10 protein-coding genes are annotated in these 20,021 nt (G+C 48.3%); 3 read left to right on the top strand and 7 right to left on the bottom strand.

What is annotated here, in order from left to right:
* The first annotated feature begins 314 nt into the window (after positions 1-314).
* On the top strand, positions 315-3,437 hold the full coding sequence (locus AC27N8_RS09115; RefSeq protein ID WP_487066168.1) for a type IV secretory system conjugative DNA transfer family protein: 3,123 nt from the start codon (positions 315-317) through the stop codon (positions 3,435-3,437).
* Between the two features lie 73 nt (positions 3,438-3,510).
* Here AC27N8_RS09115 and AC27N8_RS09110 read toward each other — a convergent pair whose 3' ends face one another.
* The 3 genes from AC27N8_RS09110 to AC27N8_RS09100 are packed head-to-tail and all read right to left on the bottom strand — an operon-like array spanning position 3,511 to position 6,674.
* Entirely contained in the window at positions 3,511-4,317 is an 807-nt protein-coding gene (locus AC27N8_RS09110; RefSeq protein WP_487066166.1) for a hypothetical protein, read from the bottom strand.
* Positions 4,318-4,371: 54 nt separating this feature from the next.
* Positions 4,372-5,460 carry a methyl-accepting chemotaxis protein gene (locus AC27N8_RS09105; RefSeq protein ID WP_487066164.1) on the bottom strand — a complete coding sequence of 363 codons (1,089 nt, stop codon included), beginning with the start codon at positions 5,458-5,460 and terminating at the stop codon, positions 4,372-4,374.
* A complete protein-coding gene (locus AC27N8_RS09100; protein WP_487066163.1) occupies positions 5,457-6,674 on the bottom strand; it encodes a serine/threonine protein kinase in 1,218 nt (405 codons plus the stop codon). Before AC27N8_RS09100 ends, AC27N8_RS09105 begins: the two co-directional genes overlap by 4 nt.
* A gap of 356 nt (positions 6,675-7,030) precedes the next feature.
* Between AC27N8_RS09100 and AC27N8_RS09095 the strand changes: the two genes are divergently transcribed.
* Complete coding sequence (locus AC27N8_RS09095; protein ID WP_487066161.1) at positions 7,031-7,366, top strand: hypothetical protein; 336 nt, start codon at positions 7,031-7,033, stop codon at positions 7,364-7,366.
* 34 nt (positions 7,367-7,400) lie between these two features.
* Here the strand turns inward: AC27N8_RS09095 and AC27N8_RS09090 are convergent, their stop codons facing one another.
* The 4 genes from AC27N8_RS09090 to AC27N8_RS09075 form a co-directional block, all read right to left on the bottom strand.
* The gene (locus AC27N8_RS09090) at positions 7,401-8,555 is read right to left on the bottom strand and encodes a zinc finger Ran-binding domain-containing protein (protein WP_487066159.1); all 1,155 of its coding nucleotides are present in this window, start codon (positions 8,553-8,555) and stop codon (positions 7,401-7,403) included.
* 148 nt (positions 8,556-8,703) lie between these two features.
* Positions 8,704-11,361 carry a hypothetical protein gene (locus tag AC27N8_RS09085; RefSeq protein ID WP_487066157.1) on the bottom strand — a complete coding sequence of 886 codons (2,658 nt, stop codon included), beginning with the start codon at positions 11,359-11,361 and terminating at the stop codon, positions 8,704-8,706.
* Positions 11,362-11,394: 33 nt separating this feature from the next.
* Positions 11,395-14,232, bottom strand: coding sequence for a hypothetical protein (locus AC27N8_RS09080; RefSeq protein WP_487066155.1), 2,838 nt, complete (start codon positions 14,230-14,232; stop codon positions 11,395-11,397).
* 177 nt (positions 14,233-14,409) lie between these two features.
* On the bottom strand, positions 14,410-17,715 hold the full coding sequence (locus tag AC27N8_RS09075; RefSeq protein ID WP_487066153.1) for an ATP-binding protein: 3,306 nt from the start codon (positions 17,713-17,715) through the stop codon (positions 14,410-14,412).
* Positions 17,716-18,016: 301 nt separating this feature from the next.
* Here AC27N8_RS09075 and AC27N8_RS09070 point away from each other — a divergent pair, with 301 nt between their 5' ends.
* Complete coding sequence (locus tag AC27N8_RS09070) at positions 18,017-19,996, top strand: ArnT family glycosyltransferase (protein WP_487066151.1); 1,980 nt, start codon at positions 18,017-18,019, stop codon at positions 19,994-19,996.
* Positions 19,997-20,021: the final 25 nt, after the last annotated feature.

Genomic DNA, 20,021 nt, shown 5'->3' with positions numbered 1-20,021 from the left:
GCAGAAGGATTATTGAGCAGGCAGAGGAAAGTAGGGACAGTTTTGTCTTGAAGTCATGTTTATCAGGATGGGCTAAATAAGCTTAAAAATCATTAAATTGATGCAAACTTGCGGCAAAAGCTGAAGAGAAATATTCAGTTGAAGTAGGCGTTTTTTACATACCGCCCTTCTACACTTCTTAAGTAGAAATGTTATTTTCTTTAAATTTTTTTGCGATAATTCTCTTTAAGAATTCCTGTATAATAAGAAAGGAGGGGCGGCGCAGCATTTATGGCCTGGGTGCCTGAGTGTATACGTCACTCATTCTGATAGATATGAAACCCGATATATTCTCGCAAAATCAGCAGCAGTCGAAACCTTCTTTTGCCATCCAGATTGTTCCGCCGCTTCATTCGAATACGGAACATGCGATAGCACTTGAAGCGACCATGCAAAGTCTGGTTCTTGACAGGCGTCATCCGATCGCCTTGGAACTGGCGGGCACCGTTCAGCGTCGTCGTTTTATTGTCCGAGCGACCTCTCAGATGGCACTCGACCATGTCGAATCGTTGCTGCACGCTCAATATCCTCAGAGTGAGATACGTCCACTCGATCCGGGCGATGACCCATTCCGTTTAGATCCTGGAGAGGCTATCACTGCGGTTGAGCTTCTGGCAGGAACGGCTGCCTTTTTGCCCTTACGTACCTGGCAAGAAGCCCAGAAAGATGGCACTGATCCACTTTTGAGCCTTCTGGGAGCCCTGGGTCACTTGCCTGAGGATACGCGTATCGTGGCTCAATTGGGACTCATCCCTGCGGCAAGTAACTGGTCGCAACAGAGCCTGCGTAAAGCTATCGAAAGCCCGCTGGAGCCGGAGCGTCGAGAAGAGACGCGTCGGAATATTACCTCGCTCGTAACTGGTGATGTAGTTTCAACCTACTTTAGTAATGTCCTTATCGCCAATGTTGGTGTAGCAGCTGGATTGATTTTTCTGCTGCGTGGATTTATTCCGAGCTGGGTTCCGGGAGCCATCGCCAAGATCTTGATTGGTGAAGGTGCGCAGCTCCCGGCCGCGCAGACCTCACAGCTGATCTTCTTAGCTGGAGTATTGATCCTGCTGGAAGCGTTCTTTGTGTTTCTGTATCTCGGTGTTCGCTCGACTCTCAAAAATCGAGCGCTCTATGATCCTAAGGTGGTCGCCAGTAAAATTTCGCGCATGGCATATCATACCCGCTTGCGCCTGTATGTGATTGGTCCCAAGGAGAGCCCGAACCCACACTCGGTCATGCAACGTCTGGCCGACGAGCGTGCGCAGGCAAATATTCGCGAAGAGCTATTGTTGCGCATGGTGGCCGCTTACAGACAATTCCACATGGCCAATGGAGCCTTTTTTGTTCCCAAGCGTATCTCATCGATGGAGGTGGAGCGTCTGCTCTCCGTGAATATGATGGGCGAGGCTGGATGGCAAAAAGGTCTGCGCAACTCGCGCCATTTGATTAGTGTGGATTCCGTTGCGACTCTCTGGCATATGCCACCTCCACAGGCGCTACCAGAGCTGGCACTGGTCGAGCATCGTCGTGCGCGTACATTGCTTATTCCGCCAGCCGTGACGCGTCAATGCGAGCATCTGCCGCCGATTGGCTATTCCGAACACGCTGGTTATCGTCTCCCCTTTGCCTTGTCTCAGGAGTTCTTTAATTTTCATACACTGATTGGTGGCAAATCGGGTGAGGGAAAGAGTGTCCTCATTCAGCATATCGCGCAGGAGGCGATGCGCCTGGGTGGCCTGGTCCTGATCGATCCCTTTGGTGATCTCTGTGAGCAGGTTCTGCAATTGGTGCCGCCCGATCGCTCTGAGGACGTTGTCTTTATCGACCTCTCTGATACGCTGGTCTCGGTGGGCTTGAATCCGCTGGACGTTACGCTGGGACATCGGCGCGACAAATTCATCGCCGATCTCTTGAAAATGCTGGCACAGATCTGGGCCTCCAGTTGGACCGCTAAAATGGAGAATGCCTTCGAGATGAGTCTGCGTACTCTCTTTGAGGCCAATAAGCTTCTCGTATCCAACGACCCGAAAGATGGGCCGGGTTTGCAGTACACCCTGCTGGATATTCTGCCTCTGCTGACCAATGCCAATTTCTGCCATACCCTCTTACAGCAGATTGAAGATGACTATCTGCATCGCTGGTGGAGCGAGTACTATGAGCCGCTATCGCTTGTGCAGCAGCGTGACGTTATCAATCCGATTGCCTCCAAAGTGGCAAAATTTGAGAGCCTGGTCGCTCGCCGTATTCTGGGACAGGGAGTCTCGACTCTGGACATCCCTCAAATGATCCAGGATCGTAAGATCATCCTCTTTAAGCTGGCCAGAGGAGTCGTTGGCAACGAAGTGGCATCCATGATTGGAGCGACGCTGCTGGGACTTATCCAGAACACCCTGGAAGAGCAGGATCGGCAGAAACAGTCGAACAATACCTGCTTACCAATCATCATCGATGAATTTCATCGGGTTGCTGGTGCTGATTATCGCACGTTGTCCGAGTTGCACAAATACGGAGCGACTTTCTTCCTTGCCACACAATCGCTGGAATACCTCCAGAAAGTCAACCCGCTTTTGTGGCCGACCTTGCAAGCCAACGTTCGACAGATCATCGCCTTCAATATGGCTTCTCCGGATGCGACGATGCTTTCCAAAGAGCTGGGAGTTGATCAGGATGACATTCTGTACCTTGATGTCAACACCTGCTATGTATCCGTACTGGCCGCAGGCACACGGCAACCAACGTTTTCGCTCAAGCTAAGCCCGACCTATGTTGCCAGCGCTGCCCTGACCGAGAGCATCCGCACACGCTGCCGTATCCGCTATACCCGCTCGGTGGCCGAAATTGATGAGCAACTCAGTGAAGCCATGTTACGAAGTATCCGGCTGGTTCCACAGGCGGGAGCTCACCCATCCTCGACTCTGGTATTATCGCAGGAGAAAGACTCAGATCCTCCTGCGCTGCCGTCACCCTATCGGCATGAGGGCCAGCGGGAAGAGAGACGTGGACACGAAGAGAGACGTGGGCGGGAAGAGAGATACGGACGCGAAGAGCGATATGGACAAGAAGAGCGATACGGACGCGAAGAGAGCGAGCAGTCGGAAGAGGCCCTTCTTGAAGGAAGGGAATACCGGAACTATCGTGAGCGCCTGGGCGGTGAAAGCTCTTCTCGTCGCCTGGAGCGCTACAAAGAACAAAAAGACGGCTGGAGCAGTCCGGAAGATGTCATGTACATGGAAGACGTCTCTGAAGTTCCCTCCGCAAGGTTTGGCACGCAGGAAGAACCTACTGCTGATATGCTTGAAGAGATGGAACTGATGGAGCTTAATTCCTATAATATGGATGAAGAGGGCCAATCCGAAGAGGACGAATCAGGGGAGCACAAAAAACCTGTTCTCTACGATCAATCCTGATGGAAGAACCAGCATTGTAGAAGTTCCTACCATTTTATCCGCGAGCCAACGTCACGTTGGCTCGCTTTCCATTTTACAAGGTTTTCCAATCGATCACGTTCCATCCGGTTGCTTTGCTGCCCGCTAACGTTGGAACATCGGACAGATAGACGAGTATCTGCTGCTGCTTGATTGTTGTCTTGCTGGCATTTTTGCTTGTAACCTTCACGGTTGCTAAAAATGAAGCGGAGACTAATTTGGTCTGCGTGGATTTGACAACGGTTTGTAGTTGTGCCAGTTTGACCATCTGAGCGCTCTGCCGCAACTGATCTTTTTGTGCTTGCGTAAGCCATTTTGAATCTTCGTGTGGATCTTTAGGCTCGGTAGGTGTGCCCTCATAGAAGTGCTTTTTGGCGCTGGAGGAGAGCATTAATGTAGGTGTGTCCAGTGAGCCCAATTGCTTGATATCAAATGTCTGGTATGCGAGCACGAATGATGCAACGCATGCCTGAGCGTTCGCCAGATCCTGGCTATTTTTCCCTACTTTGTTCCATGCAACCGGTATTGCGGTTGGCAACTTTCCTTTGGCTGGCTGTTGCACATATTTGATGTCCTGGGGATTGGCGGTACAGGTGCCATCGCTATACTTGCTTGCGGTGGTTTGACTGCCTGGAGCGGTCTTGCCGCTCGTGGCAGATTGTGGGTTTGTGGCTGGTTGCGGGATGAAATAGCTGGCGAGCGAGAATGATGCCAGAGCGCCGATGCAAATAATTATGAGCAAGCGTGTCGCCATTTGCAGGGTATAGTTTTCTGGCTCTGCGGCGGGCAGTTCGTGGAACATGGAGGTATCAGCAGGCTTTTGAGGGCCTGCTGCTGGCTGCTGCGAGGCATTTTTTGGCATACTCACTTCTCTTTTCATATAGTTTATGCAATGTGATGATAGTCGGCACTTATATTAACCATTTGCGGCATCATCTTCCTCGATAGTCAGGGCAGAGGTAGCGCTGCTCCAGCGCTCAGCCAGTACTTCTAGTTCGCTGAGGCGTTCAACAGTTTTTAGCGAGCTGACGCTGGATTGATAGATCTGCTGAGCTACTGTATAAAGCTCATCGATTAAAGACTCAGCCAGCGTTGATGTCTCCTCGGCGCCGCCAAGGACTCCTTCGAGTAATGTTGTCTGTCTTTGTAGCTCATTCATCAACTGGAGGAGTGAGGGATCAGTTAGTTGATTCAGATGCATTTTGTCTTCTATCTCCTTCGAGATATCAAAACTTAAGTGGAGGACGTTGCTCAGGTGTTGCATGAAGGCAACTATCTCTTCAATATTATGGGCGGTATGTGAGAGGCTATGAATCTGGCTTTCAGTGTTTTTGGTAAGTTCAAGCGAGCGATTGAGTACTCCTTGTGCTGTTGTTACAACGACCTGGGATGCATAGCGTGTCCATTTGACAAACTGGGCGAGTTCTTCAACTAATGAGTTACACGTGTCGGCGATGATGCCCACGATCCCGCTTACAGGCCCTGTACTTACGCGTAGATCCCCGTTTGACATCGGTGCGAGATCCCTGATGATGCGTTGGAGTTGACGCTTCATCAAATCGGCATCTTGCGAGCGTACATTTGTGGCAACGACCTTCGCCTCGGAATGCGCTGCGATCTTTTTTTGCTGCTCTCTTTGCTGCTCGAAGAGCTGGTTGATGGACTCGGCAAGCGCGGCTAGCTCGCTTTGTTGGTGGATTGTGACCTTGATTTCTTGATTGCCTGCCAGAAACTCCTGACAAGCTGTGGTGAGCTCGGTAGAGTATTTTCCCCTCGCACGGTACATCAGAGTGATAACCTGATACTCTCCCACCAGGGCAACGACGGCGACCAGCAGGAAAAGGATGGTGAATAATATGCTGCTTTCTGCCTGGACATGTCGTGAACCATAGGCTCCCATAAGGAGGATCGCGGCTACCGGGATGATGGATGCCAGGAGTTGCTGTAAATGCTGAGCTTTCTTCTGCGGAGAATTTTTATTGATGAGTGCATTTGACGTTGTCATTTACGATCTCCCTGGATACGTTGTCTGATTTCCTGAATATGTTGCGCCATTTTCTCCATATCGCTAAGGATTTCCGTCTCGGTGCGCAACGGCGTACTTTTATCGAATTGTGGCTCTTCATCTGCCTCATTAGGAGCAGATGAGGCACTGAGTGCTGCGATTGCGATGGTATCTTTGCTTTTTTGATTGGGTTGGATCTCTGGCTGACTTTGTGGAGACGCGACGCGACTCTGAGCACTGATGGGCGCTTGCAATGGACCGGTTTGCCTTTGGATGCTTGCTGTGTGTGAAGAAGGAGAGGCAGATGTGTGTAGACGTTTATCCAGTGTGTTAGCGAGTGCGGTTGTCAGATCTCCGGCTGTGGCAAAACGGCGCTCCGGGTCGCGGTGGAGGGCTCGATTGATCACGAGCTCCAGCGCGATGGGAATCTGCGGCGCGACAGTGTGTAGTACAGGCAATGGCTCACGGATATGTTTCTGTGCCACCTCCATATAGGTTGTTCCTGTAAAGGGCAACCTCCCACTCAGGAGCTCAAAGAGTAGAATTCCCAGCGCATAGATATCCGAGCGGGTGGTGTTTGGTCCCCCTCTGACCACTTCGGGAGCGAGATAGGCCGGCGAATTTATATACTCATTGGCTATATTTTTGAGGTGTTGATTGCTATCATGCTTCTCATTAGCTTCGACCAATCCCTGCATCAGCAGTAGCTGTGGAAAACCCACTTCCATGAGTTGAAGCGTGCCATCTTCCTGCCATGCGACCGCGTTTGGTGTAAAGAATTGATAGGTCAGGTCCTGCTGATGCAGATAGTCGAAGACATGGCTGATAGGAGCCAGAATATTGAAGATTTCTGTCGATGTCCACTCTTTTTGTTTATGTAGCTGCTGCGCCAGGGTTATTTTCTCACTCTCGGGAGGGAATATCAAGTAGAGCTGCCCCTTTTCATCTCCATAGCCGAACAGAGAATGTAATGATGGATGGCGTAATTTGATGAGGCGTCTGGCTATGCTGGTGAAGCGCTCCTTAAAGCGTGCATGTGCTGTTGCAGGAAGCGTGTCGGGAATATGCAAAAGCATGATGGAGAGTTCGGAAGGCAACCAGATCTCTTTTGTGTGAGCATGATACAACGTTGTTAGCTTGTCTCTTTTAAGTACCTTCTCCAGACGGTATCCACGTATCATATGCCCCAGGTTGGGATCAGTTGGCGTATCCATGGAAAAAACAGAACCTTTCTACCATCTCTGAGGGTGTGTTGTGCCGTTGACACTCTTGTGCTTCCATGCTTCTCGGCTTTTGTCCTGTAGTATGACAGAGACGTATGTGTTTATGTAGAGGGATGTAGGGACAGAATGAGGATGGTTTTTTGCTGATCGTCAGGATGCCTTGTAGCTTTAGTACTTTTCTCTTAAATGGACAACAGTACCGTTATACTTGCACTTCACAAGTTGTCCTGTGTAATATAGTTGTAGGAGAGTACAAGATTTTTAGTGTAAATGGTTAAAACAGCCTCTGGGTTCCACCAGATAGCGCCTGTAAGGGCTGAAAGTGGTGAAAGACTATGAGCATGTGTATGTCGCAGAGAGAACATGAGGTATCTCCCAAACAATTGAGTAATATCATGTGGGATGACGAACGCCATGTATTAAGAATAGCACGTACCAGTGTCACATTTACCAAAATGGAGTATCGCATGCTATCTTCTCTGAGAGATGGCCGCCCAGTATCGTATGTAATTCTTGCCCGCCTGATGTACGGTCGCGAGTTGGATGGTAAGGTACGTACGATGATGGACAAACTTATTGATCGAATTCGTGGCAAGCTCCGCGGGACAGGAGTTTATGTCTACTGTGTCCTTGGCTATGGATACTTCTTACTGCCCGAAATTCTGTCTTTAAAAGATCTGTAATTGTATTGCTAGTATTGTCCTCCTCTTTTAGTGCCTACTTTTTCTGAGTAGGTAGTGTAAATGGATGATCTTTGATGAAGGAGAAGAAGACCGAAAAGGATGACGTGAAGGAGTGCCAGAATGCTGGTATCCAGGACGGAGCAAAATAAAATCCGACTATTACGCTTACGATTACAACCAGAGCCGGTACGATGAGACCCAGGGAGTGTGTGCTAACTATACCTTGCGTGGTATGATTGTAACCCTGACTGATAAAGAGTACACCATGTCGCCGTCTTCCCCACAGGGAAACGTTATCGCCCAGTGAAAGGTCTGCTCCGCGCATATTACCGCGAATCCTTGAATCTTTGAGTTCGTTCTTGTACGTTTGTATGCGTACAGTAGTCATGACAATGCGGTCAGTGGATTTCTCCTGTTGCACATTGATAATGATCCAGAGAAATTCGACGAGTAAGGTGGCAATGGCAGCAAAGAAATCAGGATAGTCAACGATCTCTTCTTTCGATTCTATATGCTGCACGACTCCAGTAAGCTTGGGCCTGGTTCTAGGAAAGTACCAGGGAAGTTTGTCTTTCTTCCAATTTTCGGGATCAACTTCTGGCTTCTGCTGATCGCGTGAGATGACTTGTCCCCCAAATGGGTCTAGTGGCATGATTTCTACCGCAGTTTCGTACGGTTGATACATCTGGACTTCCATTTGCTGTTTCTTCCAGAGCGCACGAGAATCTGCGTTCGTCAGTTGCATACTATCGCGTAGCGCGATATCGCGTGATGTCCCTGCTCCATTGGTCGGTGGACGCCGTGTAGGGCGACCCGTTGTTTCTCCGCTCTCGGCAGGTATCTGAGGGTAAGGGGTCTGAATCTGTATGTCGGCGTTGTCTTGCAGACGATTCGTACCATTACGTATTGGACGTTGTGGTCGTCTTTCCCTACCTGGTTCTTTAATGCCTTGCTCATCTCGCTGTGGAGCTACCTCATTCAAAAAACGTTCGTATTCTTCTATATCCTCGTCTCTCTCAGGCTCGGCGTTGACGCTAACTGGAGACGCTGAGGCTGAAATAACTCTGCTTGATGTACCTGCTTGCCTCTCTACATATGGTGCTACCGTCAGCGGAGCGCCACAATTTGTACACTTTGAGGCACTTTCGAAGTGACGATAACCACAGGCTGGACATTTAATGGCTGGCATACAAATTCCTCATTCTTTTGATCTCGGTGTATAACCTCAGCATCGAATTTATTTTTGTGAGTTTCCTCGCTAGTTCCATTGCAAAAATACATATGACATAGTGTAGAGCATTACAACGTAAATTGTTAGTCGGAAGGAGGGAAAGTTTTTACCCTCGCATCAACATATTATTAATTGAAACGAACTGGGATTGATTAATCCGTTGAAATGAATCCATCATTGTGCTCGAAATACCGGAAACAAATGCTGCTATTAATAAGTAACGATAATGTCTGTTTGCTAAACGCTCTTGCCGCTCGTACGCAATCATTGTTTTCATCTGATCTTTAGCAGCATCGCGGTGACGATCTACCTTATCCTCATCAGATTTATAATAGCTCTTGGCGATATCTCTTCGCGTTTCAAGTGTGGTGAGCGCTTGTACTTCACGCTCTTTTACTGTTGTCGCTAAAAGCCTTTCCATGACCGCTGTTTCATGCTCCTGTTGTTTTTGCCGTAGGCGGTCCGAGGCGCTTTCAAACCTCTTTTGGGCCTCTTTCAGGCTACTTGTGCCCCCGATTGTCTCGAATGTATCCCTGCGAATTGATGACTCACGATATGCTATATCAAACTGCATCTTTGCTCTGCTTTGCTCTGCTTCGGCGGTGTGCAGTTCCTGTAGAGCCACCGTTTCTTTCTCTATGGCTGTAATCAAGTGAGCTTCTTTTTCCTGTACCACCTTTGTCTGTTCTAGCATGCGGTCTTCTACCATCAAATACTCGCCTTGATTATCCCGCTCATATCTTCTTTGTGTCATATATGCCCGCTCGCCGGCACGGAGCGTATCATTAAGCTCAAAAATTTTTTTATCTCTTTTATCAAGCGCCCCATGAAGTTTCTCAGCTTTTTCCTGGACTTTTTTTCTTTTCTGGCCGATTGATTCTTTTTCATAGAGCCGATTAACTTCGGTCAGGGCTGTGTCGCGCTGCGTCCGTAAGTTATCGCAAGTTTGTTTGAGCTCCATCGTACTCTCTTCGAACTGTTGTAGAATCCTGGCACGTTTTTTGTCCTGCTTGACGCCTAAAGCTTTTCTTTCTTCTACTGATCCTTGGCTGCTCTGCTTGCTTTCTTTTTCTAAAAGTTTTAGTTGTTTAGTATATGTTTCCAGTGCGTCTGTTTGTGCGCTCTCGTAAGCGGATTCTGCAAGTTGGAGTGGCTGTTCATAACGCTTCTCGATCTGCTTTTTTAGATGAAGATAGGCCTCTTGATCGACGTGGGTGCTGTCATCTGCCTTTTTATCGCTTAGTTTTGTTAGATCATGGATAGCGGCTCTGGCAAGTGCTGGAATCTGCTCTGGGTCGGTCTTCGTGTCTATTTCAACATACTTCATGATCGCCGGGTACTCGGTGTGCAGGTCTGGTAGGGGCCTGGGTGTTTTCTGATTGGCATTTTTAATCTCAGTGATAGCAGCAATTCTATCGTGAGTTTCTATCGCCGTGCGATCATCAGGAGTAGTTTTAAGGAAGGTCTTTCGTACTTCTTTGGCTTCCGGTGAGAAGTATTGGATCAAGTCGAGGGCGCGATGAACCTCATTGGTGGCTTTTTTGATGGCGGTGATTTTATCCTGGCTTTTAGGATCAATTGATGCGGCAGCCATCCGTCGTATGTCCTGACGTATCTCTGCACCAGCCGTTATCTGGCTGGTAAAGCGCTTCGCCACCTCTTGATGAATAGATTTTTCTTGTGCGTTGATTTGCAGCGTATAACGGATGGCCTCTTTTGCGGCACGTTTAAGAGCGTTTTCGCGTTGCCCCTCATTCATATTAGGATCTTTGCGGGCGAGTTGAAGCGCTTTATCTACGTCATCCCGCGTCAGAACTTCATGAAAGCGTTTTGTAAGATGGGATTTCGCATCTAAAAGTTGCTTATCGGAGTCGCTTGCCTGGGTAAGTCGAAAGGTGATATGCTGCTTAACGACTTGTTTTAGGAGGTCCTTAACTGCCTCTTCACGTGCTGTAGCGTCTAAGCTTGAGTCGTTGATGGCAGTTTTTGCAGTATCGAACGGCTCATGCAGAACGCCCTTTCTTTCCTTCAATGCATCTTTGCTGTCGGAGATGGTTCTTTCGCTCTCGTAGACTTTTATACCAGCTTGTTGTGCTCTCCTTATGCTGTAGGAATCCGACTGTACCTCACTTAACGTTTGATGATACTGCTGAAGCGTGATCTTTGTATGAGAATGTGCCGATGTTCCAGGATGACGCATATCTTCTAAATCTTGTAATGCATCCTTTAAGCCATCGACCTGCTTGGCAACCTTCCCCTCTTGCTCTTGCAACTCTTCCGTTCCCTTATGCAACTTCTTTGCCGTATCGGCCACCTTTTTTTTTGCTTTATCAAGGCTGGTTTTTATCTCTTTTTGTGCATTCGCTTTTGCCATTGTTAGCTGTAGGTAGCTTGCAAGATCGTGTGAATGAAATTGCATTTGTACTGTTACGTCATGCAAAGATTGCGTGCGTGCTTCCCGAATTTCTTGCTTATCTTTGTCCGCTTGTTTTTCTAACGCCCTGAGCTCACTCGGAGTCAATTTGGTGTTACTAATCTCTTTCAAGAGCTGCTCATCCACCATACGTAGCTCCTTTTCGCTATCTGCATGGATATCATTGATGAGCTTCTTCCCTTGCTTGATGGCGTATTTCGTGGCCTCATCCTGTTGTCGCGCAAATTCAGAACGGTTGTCGAACATCCTGGTGAATTTTTCCATTGCACCGGTTTTGTTTATCCCCTCTGATTTTTCCCGTGACGTTTTGCGCAACTTTTCGATACTCATCGCTATCTCTCTCCTGTGTTTTTGTGGAAAAATCTATCCACGCATCAACATATTATTAATCGAGACGAATTGCGACTGTTCAATACGTTTGAATGCATCCATCAGGGAGGTAGAGATACCCGCTACAATAGCCGCCCAGAGCTGCTGGCGATAATGCCTTTTCATGAGACGCTCTTGCCTTTCAAACATGATTGTTGCTTTCATATCCTCGCGTAAGCGATCGAGGAAACGGAAATATTTGGCATCTTCGGCATCATCTCTTTTTCCTGCCATCTCTCTCTCTTTTTGAAGCTTATGAAGATGCTCCTCGGCCTTATCCAATTCTGATTTCTTAAGTAGCCTATCAGTTATTGCTACCTCGTGTGCTTGTCTGGCTTTGTCTACTTTGTCTTCTGCCTTGTTCCACGCTTCCAGTGCCTTATTTGATGCCTCCAGGGCACTCGCTTTTTCCGCTTTGACGTCGTCTTTGTCAGGTCCAGTTTCAGGCTTTTTGTTTATTTCTCGTAGATCTCTATTTTTCATTTCGTAGTCTCGCTGGTATAACTTGGCCTCAGTTTCAGCCCGATGGAGAAGGTCGAGTTTTTCGCTCTCGACCTCCACTGCTTGCTTGTGTGCTATAATCGGCTTTTCTGTCTCTTCCATGTGTTTTAGGATTGCATCATCTAATGCTAATGCTTTTCCATATTGGTTATGTTCGTAGCGGGCCTTGACTGCTTCGGCTCGATAACCGGCTGCGATGACATCTACAGTCTTTTTTAGTGCGCTATCTCTTTTACCAAGCGCTTCTTGCAAACTCTGAGCTTTGGCTTTTACATCTGCATGTAGATCAGCTATCGATTCACGTATATAGAGGCGATTCGCCTCAGCTAATGCACCATCACGAGCTGCAACTATATCATCATGCTTTTTCTTTGTCTCTAAAACACGCGCTTCAAGTTTTTCTACGGCCTTTGCCCTTTTTTCTTGCAGCTCAGTTTCAAGAGTCTTTCCACCAAATAAGGAATTGGACTGCTTGCTTCTTTGCTTATCGATACTTTTTTGAGCTGTGTCATCGTCTCTGCTTGCTTCAGCTAAGGCGTGGTCATATTCATTCTTGGCTACTCGTATTTGTGGATCGTAGGTGTCTGCAATCTCTTTTTTGAGGGCTGTGTAAGCATCTTTATGGGCCGCAGTACCATCAGTAGACTCTTTCTCTCTAAGTTTTAGCAGTGCGTTTATTGACTTTTCAGAGATCTTTGGAAGATCTGCCACATCGGTTTTTGTGCTTACATCGATATGATCCTGAATTGGCTTAAGGTCGTCTTCAAATTCGGTCGAGTCAGCAGCAGGCTTGTTTTTATGCCTGTTGATCGCTTTGACAGAAATGTCAGTTTCCTCCGTTTTTGTGCGTGTGGAATCTAGGACGTCACGCCTATCGGGATATTTTTCGCGAAAATTAGTGCGTGCAGTGTTCGCTTCAGGTGAGAAATGTTTGATTTGATCCAGCGCTTCATGAACCTGATCGTTGGCTTGTAAAACCCTTTCGTTTTCGGTATCTTTGTCATCTGCGATTGTCTGTCGAATGGCACGTGATGTGATTACACGCGTGTCTGCACCAGCCTCAACCTGCCTCATAAATCGTTCGGTGGCTTCTGTGTGAATAACTTTCTCTTCTGCGTCCTTACCAGCAGAAGCACGAAATGACTCTTTAAAGGCGTTTTGAAGTTTACCCTTGACTGCATCTTGCCCGGCAAGTTCGGCTGGTGTGAGTTTACTTATATTTTGTATTGCCTGCTCTACCTTTTCCTGGGCAAGGATTTCCGCATTGCGCTTTTTTATACGATCGCTTGGACTTAGATACTTTTTGCCATCATCTGACCTGGTAAGCCGAAATTTTGGCTCTTTGAGATTATCTTTTATAAAATCCTGCACAATAGTTGCACGGTCTTGACTATTGGTAGCTCTAAGGAGATCATCATAAGCATCTTGAATTTTGTCGGCAGCAGGATAGGTTACATCTGCCCTCTTGGAAGCTTTATCGCTGGCTTTTTTTGCCTTTTGCAATGTAGCTTTATCCGACAAGGTTTTGGTAAGTGCTATGTCATATTGATCAAAGGTAATATCCTTATGGGGAGAACTTGAGCTGGAGAGATATCCAGTGACGGATATTCTCTCTATTGCCGATGTGGAAGATTCTGCTGATGAAGATACGACTTCCCCGGAGGCATCTTCGGCAAACGCACGTGCCTTTTGTAGTTTTGTCCAGGCTGCGTGTAGGCTGGTAGCGTTTGTTTCTACGGCTTTTGCCTCTGTATCATATACCTCATGGGCTTTGACGAGTTGATTCGCTACATCTTTAATTTTTTTGTCCTGTTTTGCGACACTCTCTGCCATTTCTTTTCCAGCCATCTGCTGAGCTAATTTGTGATGTAGCCAGGGAACATACTTGGCTGGACTATGTTGTAATTCTACACGAAGGGTATTGATTTCTTCATCAAAATCCTTTTTAAGTGCTTGCTGTGTTTTATCCGATTCCTCTTGTAACTTCTCTTTCGCAAGTTTTGTTAAACTAGTATCTTGAAGCTTTTCTACCAGGTCGGCCTTATTTTTTTGAACAGCTTCCTGGTATGCCTTCCGTGCTTCTTCAGACGCCTCCCGCGTCTTTTCTTTTGCATATCCGCGTATTTCTGGTGCCAAACCGGCATACATGGATTTTGGATTAACACTCAATGCCTTGTGAATCTTTTCAGTAATGGGTCTTTCTGTTCCTGCTAAATTACTGGTTCTCTCACTAGGGAGTTTTCTGTTTGGTCTCATCAAATAACCAGTTCGCTCACGGGGAATGCTTCTAGTTACCTTCTTGCCTAAATTACCTAAAACTCTTCTCTCCATTTTATCTCTCACTCCTGAGCTCGCGCTCTTGCTCGGCTTTTGTATCAGGGCATTTTGTAAGGCTAAAAATGAACATCTATGAGTTTTTACGACAGAATAGTTGCCCATAACTATAGTTTAGAACATTATCAAGCAGAATAATAGTCCAAATGAAGGTATATTTGCAATTGTCAGATTTTATTCATCGATGTCGTCGTCGTCTATATCAAAATCCTCGTCGTCGTCATCTGGTGGAGTGCTTTCGGGGAGAGGCTCCTCGAAAAAGAAGTCTTTTGCAGTATCGGATAAAATAATTTGCTCATATTCACTAAAGTCTTGCTCCGCGATAGTATGGAGGAAGGCACAGTAGCCGATCTCCATCACGTATTCGGTTGGTTGAGATCCGATCTCTTTACCCATCCAACTTTGTGCGATGCTTGACGCTGCATACACGACGGCTTTGTAACGGTCAGAGAGATTTTCATGGGAGGAATCGGTTAGTTCTTCATTGATCCACTTGCTATTTTTCTCGGTCAGCAGGCTCTTGGTATCGGTGCGGTAGAGGCAACGGGAGGGACAATGTTTACAGCCAGAGAATGGTCCCTGTTGCCGCAGCATGATCTTGCTGTAGCGCTTGGAAAATTGGAAAAGATCTTCTTCGACCACCTCTACTGCCTTTGTCTGCTTTTCCACTAATTTTGGATCATCCTGCCGCCAGTTATGTTTAAAGATACGCAGATAGCCGACCAGACTGCGTGTCAGTAGGATACGCTGTTCCTCTACTTCGAGGTAGCTCCAGCCAAACTGGGCACCGCGCTGGTGCAGTTGATCCGAACAACCGCGGATCAGTGCCATAATGAGCACCGTGGTATGTTTATCCTTGGGCAGATAGGACATCTCGGATTCTATCTGTTCGGAGAAGTGGAGGATTGATTCTAACACGCTGGCTGGATTTGCTACCAGGCGCAACATGGTATTGGCCCAGATCCATTTGCTTTTGACCGAGTCGAGTACTCGACCAGCTGCCTGGTAGATGGCTGGATCAGGTCCTCCACTAAACGTGCTGGGTATTCCATAGGAATTTATATCGGTAATTGTCTGGGCGAATTGGACCGAGGCATATTTGCTACTCATCTGTTTCAGATTTTTATCTGTCAGAGGACTGATATTGCGTTTATAGTTCTCCATGCGTACCAGATAGGCGTGATCTGCTCCTTCAGCGAAGATGGCTGCGGTGCCGGGTGTGAGAATGCCCAGATGCGTTAGCTGCTCCATATTAAGGTTCATCGTTTGCCCGATGCTTTGTCGATCATCCTGAGCAATGAGGCGGTGAACAATTTTCATGTTGGTGTTTTTGAGCACATCTGGTGCCAGCTTGCTGGGGATCTGTTCGGCCACAAGCACGCCCTGCCCATAGGCGCGTACCTCAGAGAGCATGTTGGTGAAAACCTCGATGGCCTGTGCACGCGGATTAGAGGATTCTCCGTCTACCTGCGTGGAGGTGTTTTTGAGCAGGCGGTGGGCTTCTTCGAAGACTATCAGATGTTGGAGTCCTGTGGGAAGATTGCCAGTCGCCGCTTGTAGGCGGCGATATTCGTAGAGGCGTGCCAGAAACAGTCCCATGATAAAGGTTTTTTCGTCGTCGTTACCGATGTTTTCCAGTTCGAGGATTGTTGGTACGGAGAGTAGATCCTTCATTGGGATGCCACGCACGGTGTCGAGCATGAGTCCTTTGGAACCGATACGCAGAGAGCCGATGCGTGATTTCAGCGCGGCTTTGACGTTACTTTCTACTTCATGGTGATAGCCTAGCTTGGTTGTCACCTCTTCCACCTTGTAGTAGAGATCCGTCATGGTGGGAAAGATCGGATACTTATCGCGCTCCGCCCAGTTTGCCAGACGCACATTGATACCGCTGGTAAGATCCCAGCCGCGGTCTTCATACACATCATGCAGGGCAGTTTCCAGCACCTGTGGCATTGGCGCATAGAGCGGAAATGCCGCATTGAAGACCGCTTTCAAGAAGTCGATATGGGTCAGGAGAGAGGCGCTACCCGGCTCATCGTCGGTCTCGAACTCGAAAGGATTGAGACGGAAGGGGGCAACCATTTCGTTGCCGAGCGTGTAGACATGCAACTTAGCACGATCGCCAAAAGCACTGTGGAGTGCACGATACTCTGTCTTGGCCGGTTCAATTACGAGGAAAGGCTTATTGGCATCAATCACTTTATCCAGCATATTCATCACGGTCGTCGTTTTACCACTACCGGTAACACCGATGACTACTGCGTGCTTTGCCAGAGCGTCCAGAGAAATGTTATAGGTCTCGACGGTATCTTTGCCATTATGCAGGATTGTGCCGATGGGGAGTTGCTCGGCGTCTGTATTGCGGAAGTCAGAGTCGAAGTAGACGAAATCGTGGATCGCGTAGCCTGGGACCTCTTCACGGGGGAATTGGACCAGCGTACTTACTTCGGTTGAGGTCAGAAAGGTGTGGAAGCCTTCTAATGATGCGCCGTCGTGTTGCATCAGTGTGGCACGTAGTGGTTCGGGACGTGAATCGGTGCCTGACAAAGCTCCAATTAGTAGAGAGCCTAGCCGTTGTGCATCGTCGACCGAGTTGGCACCAAAATAGGTCCTGGCAATCCACTGTCCAGCGGCCATCCCCTGGTCCAGACGCTCAAGCTGCTTTTCCAGCAGGCGAATCAAATATTGTGCCCGATAGTTGACCATATCGCCACTATACGTCTGTGTCAGACCACCGGAATCGATCAGGGTTTTTTGCAGGTTTTCCTGCTTCGCCGCCGACCACTGGACACGTGAGCGATTGGTGATCTGTGTGAGTAGATCGATCGTCTTCATGCGCTCTTCAACGACTTTGGAGCGCGGTCGAGGATGCGCCTGGACGATATAAGCCCATTGTGCTCCATACATGCCACGAATGATGCGTTCGAGCGGAGCCTGATTCTGTGAGGCGCTTTGATTGAGTGGAGCAGCATTTTGTCCGGGCATCTGTGTCTGATCAACGTCTCCACCGCCCTTATCGTTGCCAAACGTTTTGCGGCTGGGGACGCCTGTAATCACGCCACCGACATACATATGAGGAAAGAGCCTCTCCGACATCTCTGCGACATCGACCGGCTCCAAATTGATATTAGGAAAGATCCCTTCAAGCAGCGAGCGCGTGGAATTCTCCGAGCCCAAAGAGATAAACACCTCGATGCGCTGCGAGCTTCCCAGAATAATCATCGTCAGATCGGCCTGTATCTGATTGTGGCAGGCCATCACAAGGTCTGCCATATACTGCCCAAAGTCAATCCCCTGCGTATTACGTTTCCAGAAATTTGCGATACCCCGAATACGAAAAAAACATTGCTCGCTCTCGTCAAACAGATTGCGGGGATCAAACTGCTCAGGGACCGCGCCTTCTAGATGAAAGCGTTCAAGCCGACTGATCAATTTGCCCAACATATTAAGAGCTTCGACATCAAATCCCTGAACCATAAAAAACGCTGCCTTTCGTACCTCTCAATATCTACTCACGCTCAGATTAATGGACGTAGCAGAATACTCCTAGTCATAAAGGGGGACAGTTTCTTTTTTGAGACTTAAGGAAGATGCATATAAGACATAAGCTTGTCCCCCTTTTCCCCTTTTCACTGGCAAATCATTCTTCCTATACTAGATTGGCTAGCGAATACGGTACTGGCTAGCGAATCGCCTAATGATGTTGGGTAGATATTATAATTGAGTAGATATTATAATTGAGTAGATACTGTAATCAAGTAGATATTATGAAGGAATTATGAATCAGATATTATATAAGGAGATAAAAGACGGAGAAGAGACGTCTTCTTCGCAGGCATCAGGTAGCTGGAGGCAGCGCCTTCCTCGCTGGTATCTTCTGGGAATGGGTGGTGTGCTCCTGATCTCGCTCGTGCTGAACTTTTATCGCCTGGGACAAGATGGATATGGGAATTTCTATTATGCAGCAACTATCCAGAGTATGCTGCTGAACTGGCATAACTTCTTCTTTGCCTCCTTTGATCCAGCAGGCTTTGTGAGCGTGGATAAGCCTCCCATTTCCTTCTGGCTTCAGGTGGGAAGTGTCAGGCTCTTTGGGCTGAGTCCCTGGAGCGAGATGCTGCCACAGGCACTCGCTGGCGTGCTTTCAGTGCCCTTGCTGGCCTATCTGGTGCGACGGACATTTGGACCACTGGCCGGCCTGCTGGCGGCCGCCTCATTGGCGGTGACGCCGATCAGTATCGTGACGAACCGCAATTTGACGATGGATAGCTTATTGGTCTTTGTGATGCTTCTGTCCGCCTGGGCACTGTTGCGGGCAGTGGAGACAGGTCGCTTGCGCTTATTACTGCTCAGCTTTATCGTGCTTGGCATTGCCTTCAACATTAAAACACTGGATGCCTATCTGATCTTGCCCGCTTTTTTTCTCCTCTACTGGTTTGCGGCTCCCCACAAGCCAAAGGCGCGCTTGCTGCATCTGGTGCTGGCGCTGGTCGTCTTGCTGCTAGTCTCATGTTGCTGGATTATGGCCGTCGACCTGGTACCGGCCTCGCAGCGTCCGTTTGTAGGATCGAGCGGTTCCAGCAACTCGGAATTGCAGTTAGCACTGGTGTACAATGGGGCCGGCCGCCTGTTTGGAAGCCTTGAAAAGATGGCTTCGACGTCCACAGCTCAAGCCTTAAAGCTGCAAGACCAGTTACCTGTTTTTGCACGCTCCAGTTTTTTTCTGGGAGATCCAGGACTGCTCCGTCTGTTCAGTATGCCGCTGGGTGCGCAGATTGGCTGGCTCATTCCATTGGCGGTGCTGGGGCTGATTGGGGTGCGCTGGGATAAACCTTCGTTCTGGCCGCTGAATCGGCAACAGCAAGGACTCGCCCTCTGGGGAGTATGGTTTCTGACCCAATATATCTTTTTTAGCTCAGCCAGCTTTTTTCATTACCATTATATGGTGCAGATGTCCCCCCCCATTTGTGCCTTGCTGGCGATGGGAATCGTGACGACCCGGCGCGAAACGCAGCGTCGACGCTGGCTTTTGCCCGTGCTGCTGCTGGCGACCGCACTGGTGCAGATTGTGTTATTGAGCTCGTATCTCAACGACTGGGAAGTCTGGTTGATCCCCTTTGTCTTGGTGGGAGCAGTGGCTGGAGTACTGCTGCTCCGCTGGTCCTCCTCGCGCAGTAGGAGCGTTTTGTTGACGATGGCGCTCTGCGCTCTGTTGCTGGGGCCAACCGTCTGGTCGGTTCTCCCCTTGCTTGAGCATCGAAATGATACCTTTCCCTATGCCGGTCCGACAGCCAAGATTAGCCCTCTGGAAGTATCTGCTTTACAGGTGGATCAAGAAATGCTTCCCGATCAGACTTTGATGAGTTACCTGATACAGCATCAGGGGAAAACGCGCTATCTGGCGGCCACGATGTCATCGTATCAGTCGGCCCCAATAATTATAGCCACGTCTCAGCCTGTGATGACGATGGGTGGTTATGGGGGGAATGATCCAATTCTTACAGAGAAAGAACTGCAACAATTCATTGTGAGCGGTAATGTCCATTACTTTGTTTTGCCCCAGATGATTCAAGAAGCCAATTTGAATCCTGAAGTGAGGCAGTATCAAATCACCCTGGCCGAGATATCAGAGGCTGCTGGTGTTAATAATATTAATCCGCTGATCAACTGGGTCCATAGCCACTGCACTCGGGTGCCACAGAGCCAGTGGCATACCTCTCAAGTGGTAACGATGCTTGATGTGTATGAATGTGCTTGATCTGATCCGTCTCTGTTGGAGCAGG

This window comes from Dictyobacter sp. Z7_2 (assembly GCF_057551105.1).
Note: the sequence above shows the minus strand (reverse complement) of the source record. Positions and strands in the feature narration are given on the sequence as shown.

Excerpts from the sequence above, each read along its gene's own strand:
- AC27N8_RS09110 (WP_487066166.1), bottom strand. The coding sequence starts at position 4,317 with ATGCCAAAAAATGCCTCGCAGCAGCCAGCAGCAGGCCCTCAAAAGCCT.
- AC27N8_RS09075 (WP_487066153.1), bottom strand. The coding sequence starts at position 17,715 with ATGGTTCAGGGATTTGATGTCGAAGCTCTTAATATGTTGGGCAAATTG.
- AC27N8_RS09095 (WP_487066161.1), top strand. The coding sequence starts at position 7,031 with ATGTCGCAGAGAGAACATGAGGTATCTCCCAAACAATTGAGTAATATC.
- AC27N8_RS09085 (WP_487066157.1), bottom strand. The coding sequence starts at position 11,361 with ATGAGTATCGAAAAGTTGCGCAAAACGTCACGGGAAAAATCAGAGGGG.
- AC27N8_RS09070 (WP_487066151.1), top strand. The coding sequence starts at position 18,017 with ATGAATCAGATATTATATAAGGAGATAAAAGACGGAGAAGAGACGTCT.
- AC27N8_RS09105 (WP_487066164.1), bottom strand. The coding sequence starts at position 5,460 with ATGACAACGTCAAATGCACTCATCAATAAAAATTCTCCGCAGAAGAAA.
- AC27N8_RS09115 (WP_487066168.1), top strand. The coding sequence starts at position 315 with ATGAAACCCGATATATTCTCGCAAAATCAGCAGCAGTCGAAACCTTCT.
- AC27N8_RS09100 (WP_487066163.1), bottom strand. The coding sequence starts at position 6,674 with ATGGATACGCCAACTGATCCCAACCTGGGGCATATGATACGTGGATAC.
- AC27N8_RS09090 (WP_487066159.1), bottom strand. The coding sequence starts at position 8,555 with ATGCCAGCCATTAAATGTCCAGCCTGTGGTTATCGTCACTTCGAAAGT.
- AC27N8_RS09080 (WP_487066155.1), bottom strand. The coding sequence starts at position 14,232 with ATGGAGAGAAGAGTTTTAGGTAATTTAGGCAAGAAGGTAACTAGAAGC.